This is a genomic window from Flavobacterium sp., assembly GCF_044360715.1.
GTDB lineage: Bacteria > Bacteroidota > Bacteroidia > Flavobacteriales > Flavobacteriaceae > Flavobacterium.
The window spans coordinates 17,293-37,195 of record NZ_JBIKJY010000015.1 but is presented as its reverse complement, the minus strand read 5'-3'; the positions used below and the strand labels follow the sequence as shown (position 1 = coordinate 37,195).

16 protein-coding genes and 1 tRNA gene are annotated in these 19,903 nt (G+C 32.6%); 7 read left to right on the top strand and 10 right to left on the bottom strand.

Annotation, left to right across the window (positions count from 1 at the left end; all coding sequences use genetic code 11):
* Positions 1-24: 24 nt before the first annotated feature.
* A complete protein-coding gene (locus tag ACIQ16_RS06610) occupies positions 25-1,782 on the bottom strand; it encodes a T9SS C-terminal target domain-containing protein (RefSeq protein ID WP_396149844.1) in 1,758 nt (585 codons plus the stop codon).
* Positions 1,783-1,866: 84 nt separating this feature from the next.
* On the bottom strand, positions 1,867-3,291 hold the full coding sequence (locus ACIQ16_RS06605) for a T9SS type A sorting domain-containing protein (RefSeq protein WP_396149842.1): 1,425 nt from the start codon (positions 3,289-3,291) through the stop codon (positions 1,867-1,869).
* Between the two features lie 227 nt (positions 3,292-3,518).
* Here ACIQ16_RS06605 and ACIQ16_RS06600 point away from each other — a divergent pair, with 227 nt between their 5' ends.
* Complete coding sequence (locus ACIQ16_RS06600) at positions 3,519-3,749, top strand: hypothetical protein (RefSeq protein ID WP_396149840.1); 231 nt, start codon at positions 3,519-3,521, stop codon at positions 3,747-3,749.
* A 366-nt stretch (positions 3,750-4,115) separates the two neighbouring features.
* On the opposite strand, the gene ACIQ16_RS06595 is transcribed toward ACIQ16_RS06600, so the two are convergent.
* The 8 genes from ACIQ16_RS06595 to miaB form a co-directional block, all read right to left on the bottom strand.
* Positions 4,116-4,188, bottom strand: a tRNA-Met gene (locus ACIQ16_RS06595).
* A 229-nt stretch (positions 4,189-4,417) separates the two neighbouring features.
* Positions 4,418-6,043 (bottom strand): chaperonin GroEL, encoded by a 1,626-nt coding sequence (gene groL / locus ACIQ16_RS06590; protein WP_396149838.1) that lies wholly within the window; start codon positions 6,041-6,043, stop codon positions 4,418-4,420.
* 115 nt (positions 6,044-6,158) lie between these two features.
* Positions 6,159-6,434: a co-chaperone GroES gene (gene groES / locus ACIQ16_RS06585; RefSeq protein WP_353079907.1), complete on the bottom strand. Its 276-nt coding sequence runs from the start codon at positions 6,432-6,434 to the stop codon at positions 6,159-6,161.
* 138 nt (positions 6,435-6,572) lie between these two features.
* Positions 6,573-6,911, bottom strand: coding sequence for a preprotein translocase subunit SecG (gene secG / locus ACIQ16_RS06580; RefSeq protein ID WP_353079906.1), 339 nt, complete (start codon positions 6,909-6,911; stop codon positions 6,573-6,575).
* Positions 6,912-6,921: 10 nt separating this feature from the next.
* Positions 6,922-7,752 carry a tetratricopeptide repeat protein gene (locus ACIQ16_RS06575; RefSeq protein WP_396149836.1) on the bottom strand — a complete coding sequence of 277 codons (831 nt, stop codon included), beginning with the start codon at positions 7,750-7,752 and terminating at the stop codon, positions 6,922-6,924.
* A gap of 81 nt (positions 7,753-7,833) precedes the next feature.
* Complete coding sequence (locus ACIQ16_RS06570; protein WP_396149834.1) at positions 7,834-8,337, bottom strand: LptE family protein; 504 nt, start codon at positions 8,335-8,337, stop codon at positions 7,834-7,836.
* A gap of 16 nt (positions 8,338-8,353) precedes the next feature.
* On the bottom strand, positions 8,354-9,622 hold the full coding sequence (locus ACIQ16_RS06565; protein WP_396149832.1) for a sigma-54 interaction domain-containing protein: 1,269 nt from the start codon (positions 9,620-9,622) through the stop codon (positions 8,354-8,356).
* An 80-nt stretch (positions 9,623-9,702) separates the two neighbouring features.
* Entirely contained in the window at positions 9,703-11,190 is a 1,488-nt protein-coding gene (gene miaB / locus ACIQ16_RS06560; RefSeq protein ID WP_396149830.1) for a tRNA (N6-isopentenyl adenosine(37)-C2)-methylthiotransferase MiaB, read from the bottom strand.
* Between the two features lie 177 nt (positions 11,191-11,367).
* Here miaB and topA point away from each other — a divergent pair, with 177 nt between their 5' ends.
* The 6 genes from topA (at position 11,368) to gldN (ending at position 19,743) form a co-directional block, all read left to right on the top strand.
* Positions 11,368-13,869, top strand: a complete 2,502-nt coding sequence (topA, locus tag ACIQ16_RS06555) for a type I DNA topoisomerase (RefSeq protein ID WP_396149828.1) — start codon at positions 11,368-11,370, stop codon at positions 13,867-13,869.
* Positions 13,870-13,873: 4 nt separating this feature from the next.
* The gene (locus ACIQ16_RS06550) at positions 13,874-15,016 is read left to right on the top strand and encodes a formimidoylglutamase (RefSeq protein WP_396149826.1); all 1,143 of its coding nucleotides are present in this window, start codon (positions 13,874-13,876) and stop codon (positions 15,014-15,016) included.
* Between the two features lie 137 nt (positions 15,017-15,153).
* A complete protein-coding gene (gene gldK, locus ACIQ16_RS06545) occupies positions 15,154-16,530 on the top strand; it encodes a gliding motility lipoprotein GldK (protein WP_396149824.1) in 1,377 nt (458 codons plus the stop codon).
* 63 nt (positions 16,531-16,593) lie between these two features.
* Entirely contained in the window at positions 16,594-17,229 is a 636-nt protein-coding gene (gldL, locus tag ACIQ16_RS06540) for a gliding motility protein GldL (RefSeq protein WP_396149822.1), read from the top strand.
* Positions 17,230-17,283: 54 nt separating this feature from the next.
* A complete protein-coding gene (gldM, locus tag ACIQ16_RS06535; protein WP_396149820.1) occupies positions 17,284-18,825 on the top strand; it encodes a gliding motility protein GldM in 1,542 nt (513 codons plus the stop codon).
* An 18-nt stretch (positions 18,826-18,843) separates the two neighbouring features.
* Positions 18,844-19,743, top strand: coding sequence for a gliding motility protein GldN (gene gldN / locus ACIQ16_RS06530; protein WP_396149818.1), 900 nt, complete (start codon positions 18,844-18,846; stop codon positions 19,741-19,743).
* Positions 19,744-19,903 lie beyond the last annotated feature (160 nt).

Genomic DNA, 19,903 nt, shown 5'->3' with positions numbered 1-19,903 from the left:
TTAGATCCATGGTGGTGTATTAATTTATTTTCGTTGAATATTTACTTCAATACCGTTAAAAACATCATCGATTGAATCTGTATTTACCAATGCAAAGTCAGACTCCATTTTTCCACTATGGTTTAACTGCATATCCGAAACCTCAACTGTTACAGTTTTCCATTGGTTATCGCCCTTCCCTTTTATCTCAAGAGCCGTTTTCATTTCTTTTCCTTTATTGTATTGCAATGCCCAAGTTGAACCCGGGTTTTTATCCAACCAAGTGATGGTGAATTTTAAATTTTTAGGTTTTGAAGCGATAAACATCTCATCATCAAATTTAAAATACATGGTGTTTTTTCCTGTTGCATTTTCAAAAGAACGAGCAAAACGGTCATATTTAGAAGAGTTTTTATCTATCTCACCTCTAACCCTGAAAAGACCAATAGAAGTTTCGTCAGGTTTAATTTGATACAAGAAACGTTCATAATTTCCTTCGGCAATATCCCATCCGGCATCATTGTATCCCTTTTGTCTCTCCCGTTGGTTTACTTGACCTATATCGACTGATTCTAAATCATCCATTTTTGCACCTCTTGAGGCGTAGGCATTACAAATATTTGTATAGCGTTCCAGATTTTTCGATTTTGCAGTTCCAAATGTTTTCACCGGAAATTTAATGGTGTCGGCAGCATTTAGACCTTCGTGAAAAACAGAAAAGGCAGTAGTGGCAGAAGCTGGATAAACTTGTTGTGCATATTTGTTGTACATTTTAAAAATGTCTCTAATTTCTTGATGCTCCATTGCATATTGGATTGCTCTTTTAGAGCAATTATAAGACGATAATCCTGTATTAATTCCACTAAGGGCTGACCAATAAAAAGCCAATTCTGTATTGATGTTAAATATTTCTTTTCTCCAAGATTCATCCATTTCAGAAGCTGAGAAAAGTTTCATCCCTTTCGGATTAATAAGATAAGGCGTCCATTGTTCTTTGAATGATTGTTCTCCTGTTAAATGATGTCCTCTATTATAAGCCCCTCCTTTTATACCAAACCCAATTTTCGGGTCGATCGTATTCATCACCCAATTGTTAGCAACGGGACTTTTTATAGGATCAACATTATTAAATGTTAACACAATTTGACGGTCAGATACATCATTAAAATACTTCTTAAATTGCTCGAATGCTTCTATCCGATATTCTTCCCATACCTTTTTTTTGTCAATAGCAAATTTTTCATCTTCAGGTTCTCCTTTGTAGGGTTCTTCGTCACCAGTAGCGCCTGTTTTTACTTGTACAAAAGCAATACAATCAAATTTTTCTTTAGGCTGATTTCTCAAAAAAAGTGAGAATTGTTTTATCAATTCAAAATAATATTTCTTATGATTTTCATTTAAATAAAAGGGGTAATTGGCAAATTTTATAGCATGTTTTTCAGGTTTTTTGCTAATTACTTTGACCAATGGCACACCATTATCATAGAGCCATAAAGGAGAATTTGGCCCTACATTTATGCTAATTTTTACTATTTTATGATATTTGGCTGCTGTATTTAATACTTCTTGAAATTGCGAGAAATCATATTTGCCTGGCCCCATGGATTGTACTTCTGCCCATGTAGCTGACACTTCTATGCCCAAAACAAAGTCGGCCTTTGGATCGGAATAGTCATCAACTCCTCCTCCACGATCCCAAACACCATAAGAACTAATGGGTACAGCTATTTTTTGTGCTTGTGATTTTGTAATAAAAAATAGAACAAAGCCAATTAAGGCGGAGTATTTATATAAAGCCTTCATAATCATTTTTTAAATTTATTTAGAAATAGTGTAAAAATCAATATTTTAAAAGTCTTCAAACATAGTTGTTTAATAAATACAAAATTATTCTTTAATAAATTGTTTTGTAATAACACTACCATTTTCTTGCACTACTTTAATAATATAAACTCCTTTACCTAAAGATAAAACATTCACATTCGAAGCATTGTTATTAGATGCTACGTTTCTACCTTGAATATCATATACTTCAATTTTAGTAATGCTATAAGATGAGCTTATATTCAAAACATCTTTGGCAGGATTTGGATATAATGAAATTGTATTTTTAGTATTTCCAAAATCAGCAGTACTTAAGGCTAACGGAACAACATTATCAAAAACAATTGAATCAATATATACAGAATTAGTTAAAGGATTAATATTCAGTGCACCTCCAAGAATTGCACCATTAGTTGCAGGAGATGCGTCAGCTATCGTTCCTGAAGCATTCACTATTACCCAATTTGTAGTATCTGTATGAGGTACTGCAGGCGAAACACTGTTTGCACCAGTTATATTTTTACAGAAGGTATTTCCTGAAATTACAATGTCACCTATTGCATAAGTCGCTGTTGCCAACCAAGTAGTCTTAACCCCGAAGTTTAATTCTGGAAATTGATAACCATTATCCCAAGTAGTTAAATCAAAATCATAGGTTTTATAATCAATATCAGAAGTAGTATAGGTTTGAATTGGATTAAAAGGGGTTGCTACACCGGCTACTTTTCCATTTAATTGAAACAATGTATTGGTAGAGGTATTTTTTAATCTAATATGTGCATACTTATTTGTTCCTTCAACATGGGCAAGTAATGATGATAAAGCTACTTTACCATTATTAGCATTTGCAGTATTACAGTTGACCTTTAAAGTTCCGTTTGAAGATTCAGTTTCATGAACAGCCGTTGATCTTGTGAGAATAGAAAATCCTTCGGTTGTTGAATCAAAATTAAAAACATTAACTTCTGGTGTTACAAGGTAAGCCAAAGGCTTGATATAATCAATTAGAATATACTCTCCTGTTACAGGTGTATAGGAATTTCCACTACCTGAAGCTACAGTGTTTTTTTTACATAATATATCAATACCAACAGCAGCACCTGTCCATGCGGTTACATCAATAGTGTAGGTTTGGTACTGCGTATCAGCGGTGGAAATTAAAACATTTCCATAATTAGCCGTAGTTCCTGCTGGAGCGAATCTTAAATAGCTAATGGAACTTAAGTTTTTCAATCGTATCTCAATAAAGTTGATATTAGAATCCGCATTAATAGCTGCATCTGCCTTTTTTATTATTGGATTATTGCCCGTACCTGTAACAAAATCAACCCTTAAATCCCCAACTGACTGTGTCACTGTATGTGCTCCTAAAGCTCCCCCAGAAGAATTGCAAGTAAACCCCTCTGTTGAGGTGTCAAAATTGAATGGACCTTGAGCAAATATCAATAAAGGAAGGATTAATAATAGATAAGTAATTTTTGTTTTCATATTTTTATATTTTTAAGTTATAATATTAGTAAAATTAAATGAAATCTCAAGATTAGTATTGGTGAAAAAGTGTCATTCATAACGTTAATTTGTTTCAATTGAAAGTTAAATCAAGAAGCTATTATTAATACATCGAGTCTAATTTATTAAATATAAAATCTCAAAATTAATTAATAAAAATTACTTAAATACTTGATTACTTTTTATCAATAGCTAATAGAATTGGTATGGATTTAAATGAAGCCCTACTTGACCCTTATTTTTATTTTAAATTAAAATTGGATAAATACCAGACATACGAAGATTTAAATGGAGTAACATATTTTGGATTAGATATAAATCAATTTCATCAGTTAGAAATTTTTATTGATGGCCAAAAAAAGCAAAAATTTAATTACAATGATTTAAATTCTGAAAGCGTACTTTTTTATTTACATGAAATTAGAAAAAATCTGTAAATACATCAGATAATTTAATTAATGCATATCATTTATTTGCAAAAGAGAAAGGACTAACAAATTATATTTTTTTTGATGAAGAACTTGATTTTTTACCAACAAAAATATCGAACAATGAAAACGCTACGAAATATTTTCTAAAAATCGTCAAAAACCCCAGTAAATTCTATGACTCTTTGGATTACAACAAAAAAAGAAAGTTCCAATATTTGGTGTTTCCAGAAGGGTTTCATTATTCGATCAAAAATAGAAAATATCGAACATCAAAAACCAATGCTTTATTCGAGTTAACTAAATGTATTTCAGAGAGTTATGATTCCGAAAAACAAAAAACCCATCCTCAAAAATGGGATGGGTCCTCTTTAGTAGCGGGAACAGGACTCGAACCTGTGACCTTCGGGTTATGAGCCCGACGAGCTGCCTACTGCTCTATCCCGCGATATATGTTTAATTCTACTTCTATACTTTAGAAGTAAGAATATGTATTACTTAATTCGACTGCAAATATACGTATTTAATCTAAACTACCAAAGAAACAAGTATATTTTATCGATTTTATTGTAACTGTTTCATTTACAATGAAAAAATCCGTCAAGAAAATTTTCAAGACGGATTTTTATATTAATTTATTCTCAAAGATGGAATAATTGGGTACCGAGGCTCTCGACTTACATCATTCCTGGCATTCCGCCTCCCATATGAGCTGGATTTGAATCTTCTTTAATTTCGATTAAGGCACATTCTGTAGTTAAAATCATACCCGCTACAGAAGCTGCATTTTCTAAAGCCACACGAGTTACTTTTTTCGGATCGATAATTCCTGCAGCTAACATTTGAACGTATTCTCCTGTCTTTGCATTAAATCCAAAATCACCTGAACCTTCCGTTACTTTTGCAATTACTACAGAACCTTCTCCTCCAGCGTTTTCAACAATAGTACGTAAAGGTGCTTCAACGGCACGAGAAATAATTTGTATTCCTGTTGCTTCATCTGCATTTTCCGATTTTAAAGTTGCTAAAACTGTTTTAGCGCGCACTAAAGCAACACCTCCACCTGCAACAATTCCTTCTTCTACAGCAGCACGAGTGGCGTGTAATGCATCATCAACTCTGTCTTTCTTCTCTTTCATTTCAACTTCAGAAGCTGCTCCAACATAAAGAACCGCTACTCCACCAGCTAATTTAGCCAAACGTTCTTGTAACTTTTCTTTATCGTAATCCGAAGTCGAAGTTTCCATCTGTGCTTTAATTTGGTTTACACGACCTTTTATCAATTCCGCTTCACCTGCTCCATTTACAATGGTAGTATTGTCTTTATCAATAGAAATTGTTTCAGCTGTACCTAACATTTCTAAAGTAGTATTTTCTAATGAATAGCCACTTTCTTCAGCAATTACAGTTCCGCCAGTTAAAATAGCAATGTCTTCTAACATCGCTTTTCTTCTATCTCCAAAACCTGGAGCTTTCACTGCAGCAATTTTTAATCCGCCACGTAATTTATTCACAACTAAAGTAGCTAATGCCTGACCATCAACGTCTTCCGCAATAATTAATAACGGACGGCTTGATTGTGCAACAGGTTCTAAAATTGGTAATAACTCTTGTAAGTTAGAGATTTTTTTGTCGTACAATAACACATACGGATTGCTTAATTCTGCTACCATTTTATCTGCATCAGTAACAAAATAAGGTGATAAATAACCTCTATCAAATTGCATTCCTTCCACAACATCTACATAAGTGTCAGTTCCTTTTGCTTCTTCAACTGTAATTACCCCTTCTTTTCCTACTTTAGTAAAAGCTTTTGCAATCAAATCGCCAATAGTTTCATCATTATTTGCTGAAATAGATGCTACTTGTTTTATTTTTTCTGAAGAATCGCCTACAGATTGTGTTTGTTTTGCTAAATCGGCAACGATGGCTTCTACTGCTTTATCAATACCTCTTTTTAAATCCATTGGATTTGCTCCAGCAGCTACGTTTTTCAAACCTTCTTTTACGATGGCTTGAGCCAAAACAGTTGCCGTTGTAGTTCCGTCTCCAGCTAAATCGTTGGTTTTTGAAGCTACTTCTTTTACCATTTGGGCTCCCATATTTTCTAACGGGTCAGCTAATTCAATTTCTTTTGCAACCGAAACTCCATCTTTAGTAACCGTTGGTCCTCCAAATGATTTAGAAATAATTACATTTCTTCCTTTAGGACCTAAAGTAACTTTTACTGCATTTGCTAATGCATCCACACCACGTTTTAAACCGTCGCGTGCTTCAATATCAAATTTTATATCTTTTGCCATTTTATTTTTGTTTAAAGTTTAAGGTTGTTTTTTGTTTCACGTTGAACAACCAATAAATAATATTTTCAGAAATTAAAGTTTTCAACTTGAAACTTTAAACCTGAAACTAAGGATTTTATAATATCGCATAAATTTCATCTTCACGCATAATAAGGTAATCCTTACTTTCGTACTTAAATTCTGTTCCTGCATATTTACCATACAAAACAGTATCACCAATTTTTACAGTCATTGTATAATCAGTTTTACCTGTTCCAACGGCAACAACAGTTCCTTTTTGAGGTTTTTCTTTTGCTGTATCTGGAATAATAATTCCTGAAGCAGTTGTCGTTTCTGCAGCAGATGGTTCAATTACTACTCTGTCTGCAATTGGTTTAATGTTTAATGCCATAATTATATTGAATATTATTGTTATTGTACTTATTAACTTGATTTCAGAAATTATGCCAAACACAATTTCTGACAAATTTACTTAAAATAAAAATGCCAGCACTGACAGGCTGGCATTATATTATATATGTAGCAAAAATTATTTTGCTGAATCTGCTGGTTTTGTAGCTGGGGTAGTTGCTTGCTTAGCTGGTGCATCTTTAACAATAGCTGGAGCAGCATTTTCGTCTACTAATTTAGAACCACCTGTACCGTTATTAAAACTTAACGTTGAAAATAAAATTAAGGCAATTAACGTTCCACCTAACACCCAAGTTGTTTTTTCTAAAAAGTCGGTTGTGTTTTTAACACCACCCATTTGACCTCCACCGCCAAAAGACGAAGATAAACCTCCACTTTTAGGATTCTGAACCATAATAGTTAAGATTAATAAAAAACAAACGATGATGATTAATGCTAAAAAAATTGTAAATGACATAACTTCTGTATTAATTATTTTGTTGTAAAATTTTTATATTTTTAATTCGGTCTGCAAAGAAACTACTTTTTTCTGGATATTTCAAAATTAATATTTCATAAGCTTGTATGGCTTTGCTATATTTTTTTTGTTCAAGATAAATTTGCGCCAACGTTTCGGTCATAATTGAAGACGGTGTTTCGTTGCTTTTAGCAATATTTATTGGCACTGCAGTGGTATCTTTTGCCTGTGGAATTTTAGGATTTAATTCAATAAATTTTTCAATTAAATCGAATTTTTTTTCTAATTCCGAAGAAACATTCATCTGTTTTTCGGTTTCTTCACGAACAATTGGTGCGATTTTAGCTAATTGAAGCCATTCTGAAAAAGAATGCGTTTCGTTTTTATCAAATTGAAATGGTTTGCCAATTTCTAATGCTGCTTCTACTTCTTTATTGGTTTCTTGTTGTTCTGAAACAAAATATGTCTCAGTTGAAGTAGTAGTTTTTGAAATACTATTTATTGCAACTGGTCGGTTTTCTTCTTCAACATATTCAAAATCAGCGACTATTATATTTTGAATTTCTGCCTGGTACTTGTCATACACTTCTTGTTGAAAAATTTTAAAATCATCAGAAGTAATAAAATCGAATAACACACTTCTATCTGTTGTGTGAGCAGCCGTTTTCTTTAATTCGTAATTATATCTAAAACTTTCTTGATTATATAATCCTTTTAAATATAAAGCACGAGCACTTTGGTAAAATGGAAATTCATTTACAATAGTTTCAAGTATTAACGTTTGTTTGTCGTTAATTGCTTTAGAATTATTGAGTAGATTTATATAATCGTTTGTATTCATTTTTTATTTTAATAAAATTTAAAGTTGACTTCGAGTGCCTCAGCCAACAATGCTTCGGATTCTCGAAAAACAATACTTAAACTACCATTTGGCTAAAGATTCATTAAAAATATCTAGTGTAATTCTTTCATAAATGATTTCCAATGCTTCATTTAATACGGCAGAAGGCAATAAATTAGCGTCATAATCGTGAAAAAACGAAAAACGCTTTTCAAAATTATCATCTTCTGAATTTTTACTTGAATACCTCACATTTATGGTAATTGTCATTCTGTTTTGTGAGGATTGTTGATTTGCATTAGACGCCATTGGCGTGATGCGATATTCTACAATTTCTCCTTCATATAACAAATCGCCGCCAGATGGCACCAAATCTAAATTAGTTTGATTTTGAATGGTATTTTGCAATTTTTGCGTGAAGGTTCGTTCGATACCTACCTCAACAATTTCAGCATTATTTTGAAAATAATTTACCTGAAACGTTTTGGCATTTATTTTTCCTGTTCCTGTAAAGTTGTATTTCACGTTACAACTTACAAGCAAAAACAAGGTCAAAATTGTAATTATTTTAATTTTTAATTTCATAATTTAAGTTCTAAAACTACAAATCAAATTGCTTTATTTTTCTGTATAAAGTTCTTTCAGAAATGCCTAATTCATCTGCAGCTGCTTTTCTTTTTCCTTTATTTTTTTCTAACGATTTTTTTATTAATTCTATTTCTTTCGCTTCTAAACTAAGGGTTTCTACTTCGTCTATCGCTTCTGCATACAGATAATTGTTGTTAAAATCGTCTTCGTCATCAAATTCTTCTTGTTCTACTTCTTCTTCAACAGGTAAAACGTTTCTTTTTATTTCTTGTTCAAAAATAGTGTTTTTTTCTTCAGCATTTCCATAAATTTTTTGAATAAGCGATTTGTTGTTTTCTTGCACTTTAGCATTTCCATTTTGCATAAGCTCAAGCGTAAGTTTTTTTAAATCATTTAAATCGCTTTTCATATCGAAAAGTACTTTATACAAAATTTCGCGCTCATTACTAAAATCGGAAGTGCTTTTTTTCTCTCCAACAACTTGAAGCGAATTACTTTCCATATTAGGCAAATATGATTTTAATGCCGTTAAGGATATGTCTCTATTGGTTTCTAATACAGAAATTTGCTCCGCTGAATTTCGTAATTGTCTGATATTTCCGCTCCAACGATAATGCATTAAATAATTTACAGCATCTTCGGATAATTTTATTGGAGGCATTTTATATTTGTGCGCAAAATCGGCAGCAAACTTGCGAAACAACAAATGAATATCTTCTTTTCTTTCGCGTAAAGCGGGTAAATTAATTTCAACAGTACTTAAACGATAATATAAATCCTCTCTAAATTTTCCTTTTTCAATTGCTTCCAACATATTCACGTTAGTAGCCGCAACAATACGAACATTGGTTTTTTGTACTTGAGACGATCCTACTTTAATAAACTCGCCATTTTCCAACACACGTAATAAACGTACTTGTGTGGTTAAGGGTAGTTCTCCAACTTCGTCTAAAAAAATAGTTCCGCCGTTGGCTACTTCAAAATACCCTTCGCGAGTTCCTGTTGCGCCAGTAAACGATCCTTTTTCGTGACCGAAAAGTTCTGAATCTATTGTTCCTTCTGGAATGGCACCACAATTTACTGCAATGTATTTTCCGTGCTTTCTGTGCGATAAAGAATGAATGATTTTAGGAATACTTTCTTTACCCACGCCACTTTCTCCAGTTACTAATACCGAAATATCCGTAGGAGCAACCTGGATGGCTTTTTCTATCGCACGATTGAGTTTTGGATCGTTACCAATAATCTCAAAGCGTTGTTTTATGTTTTGAACTGATTCCATATATATTGTTTCAGGTTTCAGGTTTCAAGTTTAAAAAGTTAACTTGAAACTTTTACAACTTGAAACCTGAAACAAAAAATTTAATTCATAATTTCTGAATACCCTACCGCATTACCTATCAACGTTCCACTGGTACAATCTGATATTTTTACTAATACAAAATCACCAGGTTTATAATTTTCTTTTGGAAAAACCACTACAGTATTTTGAGAATTTCTGCCGCTCCATTGTTTATCAGAACGTTTTGAATTTTTTTCAACTAATACTTCAACAGTTTGTCCAACAAATCGTTGCGTACGTTCTAAAGCGATACGTTGCTGCAAATCGATAATTTCATTTAACCTGCGTTTTTTTACTTCTTCAGGTACATCATCTTCCATTTTTCTGGCCGCTAAGGTTCCTGGTCTTTCAGAATAAGCAAACATAAATCCGAAATCGTATTTTACATATTCTAACAAACTCAAAGTATCTTGATGATCTGCTTCTGTTTCTGTTGGAAAACCAGTTATAATATCTTGTGAAAGTGAGATGTCTGGAATACGTTTATAGATGTTATCTACTAATGCAATATATTCTTCACGAGTATGTTGACGGTTCATTTCTTTTAGTATTCTGGTACTTCCGCTCTGAACGGGTAAGTGAATGTACTTGCAAATATTATGGTGTTTTGCCATAATTTCAATTACTTTAATATGCATATCTTGTGGATTTGAAGTAGAAAAACGAAAACGCATTTTTGGAAATTGCGTAGCACATCTGTCTAATAATTGTGCGAAATCTACCGAAGTGGCTTTTTGCATTGCGCTTGCTTTTTCGAAATCTTTTTTCAACCCTCCTCCATACCAAAGGTAACTGTCTACATTTTGACCTAATAATGTCACTTCTTTATAACCTTTTGCACACAAATCGGCAATTTCTTCAACAATACTTTCTGGTTCTCTACTACGTTCTCTACCTCTTGTAAAAGGCACTACGCAAAACGTACACATATTGTCACAACCACGAGTTATCGATACAAATGCTGTAATTCCATTGCTACTTAAACGAACAGGTGAAATATCGGCGTATGTTTCTTCACGAGAAAGTATCACGTTTATGGCATCTCGACCGTCTTCTACTTCTTTTAATAAATTCGGAATGTCTTTGTAAGCATCAGGTCCTACAACCATGTCTACAATTTTTTCCTCGTCTAAAAATTTTTCTTTCAAGCGTTCTGCCATACAACCCAAAACCCCAACTTTCATTTTCGGATTAATGTCTCGTTTTATGGCATTATAAACTTGTAAACGCTTTCTAACGGTTACTTCTGCTTTATCTCTAATAGAACAAGTATTTACCAAAACCAAATCGGCTTCTTCTAAAACTTGAGTCGTATTATAACCTTGATTTGCTAAAATGGACGCCACCACTTCGCTATCGGCAAAGTTCATTTGACAACCATAACTTTCTATAAATAACTTCTTTTGGTTTCCTTGTTTGTTTTCTAAAACCATTGAAGTGCCTTGTTTGCTTTCTTCTATAACCTTTTCTTCCATAAAAACTTCATAATAATGTATTCGAAAATTCATTTCGAAAAAAATTCTGTACAAAGATAGTACTAAATTTCACTATCTGCCAAATTGTCAGCATCAGTTTAACAAAAAATTAAAAAAATTGAGGTGCAACAATTCAAAAAATCAAAAAAACCACACCTATATATATTAATCAAAAAAATAATATACTTTTGCAAAATCAAATTATTGAAAATGGCGAAGAATTTAGTTATCGTGGAGTCACCTGCAAAGGCAAAAACCATTGAAAAATTTTTAGGAACAGATTTCCAAGTAGAATCGAGTTACGGACATATTGCAGATTTACCTTCAAAGGAAATTGGTGTAGATGTGAACGATAACTTTAAACCTAAATATGAAGTTTCTCCAGATAAAAAAGCATTAGTAAAAAAACTAAAAGACTTATCTAAAAAAGCAGATATGGTTTGGTTAGCTTCCGATGAGGACCGAGAAGGAGAAGCTATTTCTTGGCATTTAGCCGAAGAATTAAAATTAGATCCTGCAAAAACAAAACGTATCGTATTTCACGAAATTACAAAAACAGCCATTTTAAAAGCGATTGAAAATCCGAGAGATATCAATTATAATTTAGTAAACGCACAACAAGCTCGTAGAGTTTTAGACCGTTTAGTGGGTTACGAACTGTCTCCTGTTCTTTGGAAAAAAGTAAAAGGCGGATTATCTGCCGGACGTGTACAATCGGTATCTGTGCGTTTAATAGTAGAGCGCGAACGTGAAATTCAGAATTTTAAAGCTGTTGGAAGTTATTCAATTAGCGCTGAATTTACGAATGAAGCTGGAAAAACTGTAAAAGCCAAACTAAATAAAAATTTCAATACAAAAGAAGAAGCTCAAGCATTTTTAGAAAAGAATGTAAATGCGAATTTTAATGTAGCGGATTTAGAAACCAAGCCAACGAAAAAATCGCCAACAGCACCGTTTACGACGTCTACTTTACAACAAGAAGCCGCTCGTAAATTGTATTTACCTGTTGGAATTACGATGCAAATTGCACAACGTTTGTACGAAGCCGGTTTAATCACCTATATGAGAACGGATAGTGTAAACCTTTCTCAGGATGCTATGGCTGCTGCACAAGCTGAAATTACTTCGTATTACGGAGCAGCATATAGTAAACCAAGAAATTACAATACAAAATCAAAAGGAGCGCAAGAAGCGCACGAAGCAATTCGTCCTACAGATATGAGTCGTCATACGGTTGATATCGATAGAGACCAAGCCCGTTTATACGATTTAATTTGGAAACGTACTTTAGCCTCGCAAATGAGTGATGCGCAACTGGAACGAACCAATGTGAAAATTGCTGCGAATACACACAACGAATATTTTTCTGCAACTGGTGAAGTAATCAAATTTGATGGTTTTTTAAAAGTATATTTAGAAGGTAATGATGAAGATGATGAAGAACAAGAAGGTATGTTACCCGCTTTAAAAGTAAACGAAAAACTAAACCATAAATTCATTGCAGCAACAGAACGTTTTAGTAGACCTGCAAGTAGATATACAGAAGCTTCTTTAGTAAAAAAATTAGAAGAATTAGGCATTGGTCGTCCTTCGACTTATGCGCCAACTATTTCCACCATTATCAACAGAAATTATGTTGAAAAAGGAAGTTTTGAAGGTACAGAAAGAAAATACGAGCAATTAACTTTAATTGGTAAAGAAATAAAATCGCAAACGTTAAAAGAAAACTCAGGTTCCGATAAAGGAAAATTAGTTCCAACTGATATTGGAGGAATTGTGACTGACTTTTTAGTAAAAAACTTTGAAAGCATTTTAGATTATAATTTTACTGCTAAAGTAGAACAAGATTTTGATGAAATTGCAGCTGGAAACGAGGATTGGCATAAAATGATGAGTACATTTTACAATCATTTTCATCCAATTGTTACCAAAGTACAAACCACAGCAGAACGTGAATCTGGAGAACGCATTTTAGGAACCGATCCAAAAACAGGAAAACCTGTAAGTGTTCGATTAGGAAAATACGGCGCAATGGCTCAAATTGGCGCTATTGATGACGAAGTAAAACAATTTGCAAGTTTAAGAAACGAGCAAAACCTAAGTAATATAACATTAGAAGAAGTTTTAGATTTATTTTTATTACCAAAATCTTTAGGAACGTACGAAGGTGAAGAAATTGAAGTAAACAATGGCCGTTTTGGACCTTATGTGAAATTTGGAACACAATTTATTTCACTTTCAAAAGGCGAAGAACCATTAGATGTAACAATGGAAAGAGCCATCGAATTGATTGATGAAAAAACGAAGGCAGATGCGCCTATTGCTACCTATGATAATTTACCTGTTCAAAAAGGCGTAGGCCGATTTGGACCTTTCTTAAAATGGAATGGTATTTTTATCAATGTAAATAAAAAATACAATTTTGATAATTTATCTCAAGCTGATATCAATGAATTAATTGAAGATAAACAACAAAAAGAAATCGAAAAAGTACTTCATTATTGGAAAGAAGAAGGTATAAAAGTAGAAAAAGCGCGTTGGGGAAGATCTGTAATTACAAAAGGAAAAATTAAAATTGAACTGAGTAAAGATATAGATGCTACAAAATTAACTCTTGAAACGGTAAAAGAGATGATTGAGAAAAAAACACCCCCTAAAAAAACAGCGACAAAAAAAGCGCCAGCTAAAAAAACTGTAGCCAAAAAGAAATAATTTTATGATATTCGAATATTTACAACCTGTATCTGAAGAAATTCAAGAATTTACAACTCAATTATCTAATCAAACATTAGGTAAAAAAATTGTAATGCATACAGCTACCGATTATCCTAATTTAGAAAACATATCCATCGCACTTATTTGTGTAAACGAAAATAGAGGTGCAAATTTAAACAACGAGTCATTTGACTTTACCAACTTCCGTAAAGCATTTTACAGATTATTTCCAGGAAATTGGAACAAAGGCATTGCCGATTTAGGAGATGTATTAGTTGGAAACGAAACAAGTGATACTTATTTTGTGTTAAAAACCATTTGTGCCAGTTTAATCAAACAGAAAATCATACCTTTGGTCGTTGGTGGTTCGCAAGATTTAACTTACGCTATGTATCGTGCTTTTGATCAATTAGACCAAATGGTAAATTTAGTCGCAATTGATAATAAATTCGATTTTGCAAAAGATGAAAAATTAGAATCTGATTCGTATTTATCAAGAATAATTGTTGAAGAGCCAACTAATTTATATAATTTCTGCAGTATAGGATATCAAACGTATTACACTTCTCAAGAAGAAATTGATTTAATTGAGAAATTGTATTTTGACACCTATAGATTAGGCGAAATAAGTAAAAACCCAGCTATTGTAGAGCCTATCTTTAGAGATGCGGATATTATTAGTCTTGATTTAAAATCTATAAAATCATCCGATTCAGGAAATACGACAGAATTTTATCCAAATGGATTTGATGGTAGAGAAATCTGCACTTTAGCACGATATGCAGGAATAAGTGATAAAGTAAGTGCTTTTGGAATTTTTAATCAATTTTTCAATGCCAACGAAAATGAAATCATAGCACAAATTGTATGGTATTTTATTGAAGGATTTCACTTAAGAAGTTATGAATATCCTTTTGAAGACAAAACAAATTATAATAGATACATAGTTTTAGCTGAAGAAGAAGAATTGGTTTTTTATAAAAGTAACCGATCTGAAAGATGGTGGATGGAAATAAATTACAATACAATATATAATAAAACAGTTAAAAAAACGTTATTACCCTGTACAAACGATGATTATGTAGCTGCTTGTAACGCTGAAATCCCCGAAAGATGGTGGAAAGCACACAGAAAAAGCTATTAAAAAAATCGTTAAAAGCATAGCAAAAATCGATAAAATGCACTTTTTTTTAGATTATTTTGCTTTTGCTATTGTATATGTCAAAATAAATAGATAGGTTTGAAGCCTAAAATAAAATAAAATTTTATAACCCAATTAATATGAAAAAGTTTTTAGTATTATCGGCGGCATTAGCTTTACTTACAAGCTGTGGAAAAGGCGATAAAGGCGAAGTGGTAGGAGTTAAAGGCAAAAAATGGTTTTCAGAAAAACCTTTTGGCATGACACTTATCCCTGGAGGTGCATTTATTATGGGTAAGTCAGACGATGATATTGCTAATGTACAAGATGCGCCAACTAAAACAGTTACGGTTCCTTCATTTTATATGGATGAAACTGAAATTACAAATAGTGAATACCGCCAATTCGTAGAATGGGTTAAAGATTCTACAATCAGAACAAGATTAGCTGTTAAAGCAGATGAAGATGGTGCAAAACCAGCTGCAGGAGGGAAAAACACTGGAAGTATCGGTGATTTTGCATTCGCAGATATTGATCCAGCTAAAATGACAGCGTACGACAAATATATGTATGAAAACTATTATAGTGTAGGAACAGATGACGATCCATACGCTAATAGAAAAACAAATAAAAAAGTAAAATTAATAAAAGAAACTGCTAAATATCCAGATGCGGCTTATGTAGAAGTAATGGATTCAATGTATTTACCAGAATCAGAATCGTTTAATGGGTTAAAAACGATGGATGTCAGTAAATTAAAATTCAAATACAATCAAGTTGACTTAAACAAAGCAGTAAAGAAAAAAGGGCGTAAAAACTTTTATGAAGATGCAAAACCTATAGAAATATATCCAGATACAACAGTATGGATTAAAGATTTTGCGTATTCTTACAACGAACCAATGCACAATAGTTATTTTTGGCACCAAGCATATGGAGATTACCCAGTAGTAGGTGTATCTTGGGATCAAGCAAAAGCATTTTGTGCTTGGAGAACATTGTATAAAAACTCGTATGTTAAAAAACAAAAAGGAAGAGATCAAGTAAATGCGTTCCGTTTGCCTACTGAAGCAGAATGGGAATATGCTGCAAGAGGTGGAATTGAATCAGGAACTTATCCTTGGGGTGGTCCATATGCTAAAAACGACCGTGGTTGTTTCTTAGCCAATTTTAAACCAATGAGAGGAGATTATGCAGCAGATGGTGCCTTATATACTCTGGAAGCAAAATCATTTGAACCAAATGATTTCAATTTATATAATATGGCTGGAAATGTAGCTGAATGGACTGATTCTTCTTACGATGCAGGAGCTTATGAATTTATTTCTACTATGAGTCCAAATGTTTCAGATAAAGCAAACCAAAGAAAAGTGATTCGTGGTGGTTCTTGGAAAGATGTAGGATTCTTCTTACAAGTATCAACGCGTGATTTTGAATATAAAGATTCTGCAAGAAGTTATATCGGTTTCAGAACTGTACAAGATTTTATGGGAACACAAAAAACAGGAAATAAATAAAATTATAAACAAGAATTTAACTAAACTAAATAATTATAACTAAACAAACTAAAATTTTAAATTATGGCAATTTTAAGCAAAAAAGCAATGAATTTCGCTTACGGTATGGGAGCGGCAGTAGTAATCCTTGGGGCACTTTTCAAATTAATGCACTGGCCTGGAGCAGGAATTATGCTAATCGTTGGATTGGGAACTGAAGCATTTATTTTCGGATTATCAGCTTTTGAAGCTCCTGAACATGAATTAGATTGGTCATTAGTGTATCCAGAATTAGCTGGTGGAGAAGCTAAACCAAAATCAGGAAAAAAAGAAAACCCTGAAGAAGCACAGGGTTTATTATCTCAAAAATTAGACAACTTATTAAAAGAAGCCAAAATTGATGGGGAATTAATGACTAGCTTAGGAAATAGTATTAAAAACTTTGAAGGTGCTGCTAAAGGTATCGCTCCAACAGTTGATGCTATTGCTTCTCAAACAAAATATGCAGAACAAATGGTAAGCGCAGCTACTTCATTAGAAGCGTTAAACAACTTATACAAAGCACAAATTGATGGTGCTCAGAAAAATGCAGATGCGAATGCAGAAATTGCAGAAAATGCATCTAAATTAAAAGAGCAAATGCAATCTATGACATCAAACATATCTTCATTAAATGCGGTATATGGTGGAATGTTAACTGCTATGCAAAACAAAGGATAATTAGTTTTATCAAATAAATTAAACAAATTAATTAACTAAACTAATTAGAAAAAAATGGCAGGAGGAAAACTTACCCCTAGACAGAAGATGGTTAATCTGATGTATTTGGTTTTTGTGGCAATGTTGGCAATGAATATGTCAAAAGAAGTATTATCGGCTTTTGGTATCTTAAATGACAAAATCACAGAATCAAATGGTATTGCAGAAGCAAGAAATCAATCAGCTTTCGATCAGTTAGCTCAAAAAGCGCAAGATCAACCAAAACAATATGGTGATAAAAAAGCTAAAGTTGATAAAATCAGATTATTATGTAAAGAATTTTACAGTTATGTAGAAGGATTAAAAACACAATTCACTAAAGATGTTGAAAGAAAAGAAGATGGAAGTCTTAATTTCGAAGCAATGGATAAAGGTGATATAATTGATGAATACTGGTTTTCTGGCGACAGACCATCAGCTAAAGGTACTGAATTTTTAAATAAATTTAGTTCATTTGCAGCTCAAATTAAAGCAACGGGTGGAAGCTCAATTGTAGAAGCTGAAATGAAAAAAATTGAAAAAAGATTTGCTACAAACAAAGTAAAAACAGAAGATGGAAATGTGCCTTGGTTAGATTACAATTACAAAGGATTTCCTTTAATTGCATCTATTACTAAATTATCACAAATTCAAGCAGATATTAAAACTACTGAAAGTGATATCATTAGTGGTATGTTCCAATCAGACTTAGTTGCAGCAGCCTCTTTAACAGCTTACCAACCAATAGTAGTTCCAGACAAAACAGCTTTCTTTCAAGGAGAAACTGTAACAGGAAAAATTATATTAGGAAAATTTGATCCAAATTTAGTTGCAAAATCTGTAATTGTAAATGGACAATCAATGAAAGCGGAAGCGGGTCAAGCTAAATTCTCTTTTGGAGCAGGAAGTGTTGGTGAAAAAGAAATTACAGGATCTTTCAACTTTGACGAAAATGGAAAAGTGGTTAGTTTACCAATTAAAGGTAACTATGTAGTGGTTCCTAAACCAAATCAAGCTATTGTTTCTGCTGATAAAATGAATGTAGTTTACAGAGGTGTAGATAACCCAATTTCGGTATCTGTTCCTGGTATTCCTTCAAGTGACGTAAAAGCAAATGCTCCTGGGATGAGATCTTCAGGTAAACCTGGACAATATGTTTTAAACCCAGGACAAGGTAAAGACGTAACTATTAATGTTTCTGCTACATTACCAAACGGTGGTGGAACCTTTTCAAGTAAACAAACATTTAGAATTAAAGGTATACCTGCTCCTACTGGTAAAATCAGAGGTGAAGTTTCTGCAAAAGGACCAAAATCTAACCTAGAAGTATGTACAATATCTGCAGCTTTAGAAGATTTTGATTTTCCTGTAACAATTAATGTTACTCAATTTAACGTAAAAGTGCCAGGACAGCCAACTGTTGTTGTTCAGGGTGCTAAAATGAATGGACAAGCTATATCAGCAATCAAAAAAGCAGGTAGAGGTGATGTTGTTACAATATCAGAAATTAAAGTTAAGTATGTTGGTATCAACCAACCTGCTAAAAATGTTTCGCCATGTACATTTGAGGTACAATAATTTAAATAAAATAAAAAAATGAATTGGAGAAATTTTTTATTAGTAACGGTATTTTGTTTGAGTACACTTTCGTTTGCACAATCTAATTTACTAAATGCAAAGACACCTGCAGAAATCGGTAAAAAAACCGAAGCAGAAAAAAATGCAGATAACGACAAACCTTTACCTTATGGCTACATAGGAGATAGGGATGTTTTTATGGGGAAAACTGTTTGGGAACATATTGATGTGGACCAAAGAGTAAATTACCCAATGTATTATCCAGTTGATGATTCTAAAGATTTAGGTTCAGAAAGAAAACCACTTTTTGAAGTGATAATGAAAGGAATTGATGATGGAAAAATTACTGAAGTATATGATTCAGGATATTTTACTACAAAAAAGACTTTTAACGATATTCAAAAAGCAAGAGTTTTTATCGATACCTCAGATGCTGGTATTGAACAATTAGCAGCTGGAGATCCAATATCTGAAGAATTCATTACTAAGCAAACTATTGATGCATTTCATGTTAAAGGATATAAAATAAAAGGTTTCTGGTATTTTGATAAACGTCAAGGTGAATTAAAATACAGATTACAAGGTATTTGTCCTTTAGTACCTGATGTGTACACTATGAACAAGGAAGAAAATAAAAATGACGCTCCTATTGAGTTGTTTTGGATTTATTTTCCAGCTTCAAGAGATGTATTACATGCTGCTAAAGCTTTCAATGAAAGAAACTCTGCTATGCCATTTACATTTGACCATTTGTTAAATTCGCGTCGTTTTAATGCCGTAATTTACTTAGAAGAAAATGTTTACGGGGATAGAGAGATAAAAGATTACATGAAGGAAAATGCACAAATGCAATTATTAGAATCAGAAAGAGTAAAAGAAAAAATACGTAATTTCGAATTAGATATGTGGAATTACTAATAAAAATATTTCTCCAATTATATTACAAAAAACTCTTACTTCGGTAAGAGTTTTTTTTTGTTTAAATTTGTACCATATAAAAATTACTTTTTGTGTCATTTCGATATAAGGAGAAATCTCATAATTAGTATTACTTTATTTGATTTCTCCTTATGTCAAA

What these genes read in the sequence shown, in the direction of transcription:
- ACIQ16_RS06610 (WP_396149844.1), bottom strand. Translation starts at nt 1,782, where the DNA reads ATGAAGGCTTTATATAAATACTCCGCCTTAATTGGCTTTGTTCTATTT.
- ACIQ16_RS06570 (WP_396149834.1), bottom strand. Translation starts at nt 8,337, where the DNA reads ATGAAATTAAAAATTAAAATAATTACAATTTTGACCTTGTTTTTGCTT.
- ACIQ16_RS06565 (WP_396149832.1), bottom strand. Translation starts at nt 9,622, where the DNA reads ATGGAATCAGTTCAAAACATAAAACAACGCTTTGAGATTATTGGTAAC.
- groL (WP_396149838.1), bottom strand. Translation starts at nt 6,043, where the DNA reads ATGGCAAAAGATATAAAATTTGATATTGAAGCACGCGACGGTTTAAAA.
- ACIQ16_RS06600 (WP_396149840.1), top strand. Translation starts at nt 3,519, where the DNA reads ATGGATTTAAATGAAGCCCTACTTGACCCTTATTTTTATTTTAAATTA.
- gldL (WP_396149822.1), top strand. Translation starts at nt 16,594, where the DNA reads ATGGCAATTTTAAGCAAAAAAGCAATGAATTTCGCTTACGGTATGGGA.
- ACIQ16_RS06550 (WP_396149826.1), top strand. Translation starts at nt 13,874, where the DNA reads ATGATATTCGAATATTTACAACCTGTATCTGAAGAAATTCAAGAATTT.
- ACIQ16_RS06605 (WP_396149842.1), bottom strand. Translation starts at nt 3,291, where the DNA reads ATGAAAACAAAAATTACTTATCTATTATTAATCCTTCCTTTATTGATA.
- gldK (WP_396149824.1), top strand. Translation starts at nt 15,154, where the DNA reads ATGAAAAAGTTTTTAGTATTATCGGCGGCATTAGCTTTACTTACAAGC.
- gldN (WP_396149818.1), top strand. Translation starts at nt 18,844, where the DNA reads ATGAATTGGAGAAATTTTTTATTAGTAACGGTATTTTGTTTGAGTACA.
- gldM (WP_396149820.1), top strand. Translation starts at nt 17,284, where the DNA reads ATGGCAGGAGGAAAACTTACCCCTAGACAGAAGATGGTTAATCTGATG.
- groES (WP_353079907.1), bottom strand. Translation starts at nt 6,434, where the DNA reads ATGGCATTAAACATTAAACCAATTGCAGACAGAGTAGTAATTGAACCA.
- secG (WP_353079906.1), bottom strand. Translation starts at nt 6,911, where the DNA reads ATGTCATTTACAATTTTTTTAGCATTAATCATCATCGTTTGTTTTTTA.
- ACIQ16_RS06575 (WP_396149836.1), bottom strand. Translation starts at nt 7,752, where the DNA reads ATGAATACAAACGATTATATAAATCTACTCAATAATTCTAAAGCAATT.
- miaB (WP_396149830.1), bottom strand. Translation starts at nt 11,190, where the DNA reads ATGAATTTTCGAATACATTATTATGAAGTTTTTATGGAAGAAAAGGTT.
- topA (WP_396149828.1), top strand. Translation starts at nt 11,368, where the DNA reads ATGGCGAAGAATTTAGTTATCGTGGAGTCACCTGCAAAGGCAAAAACC.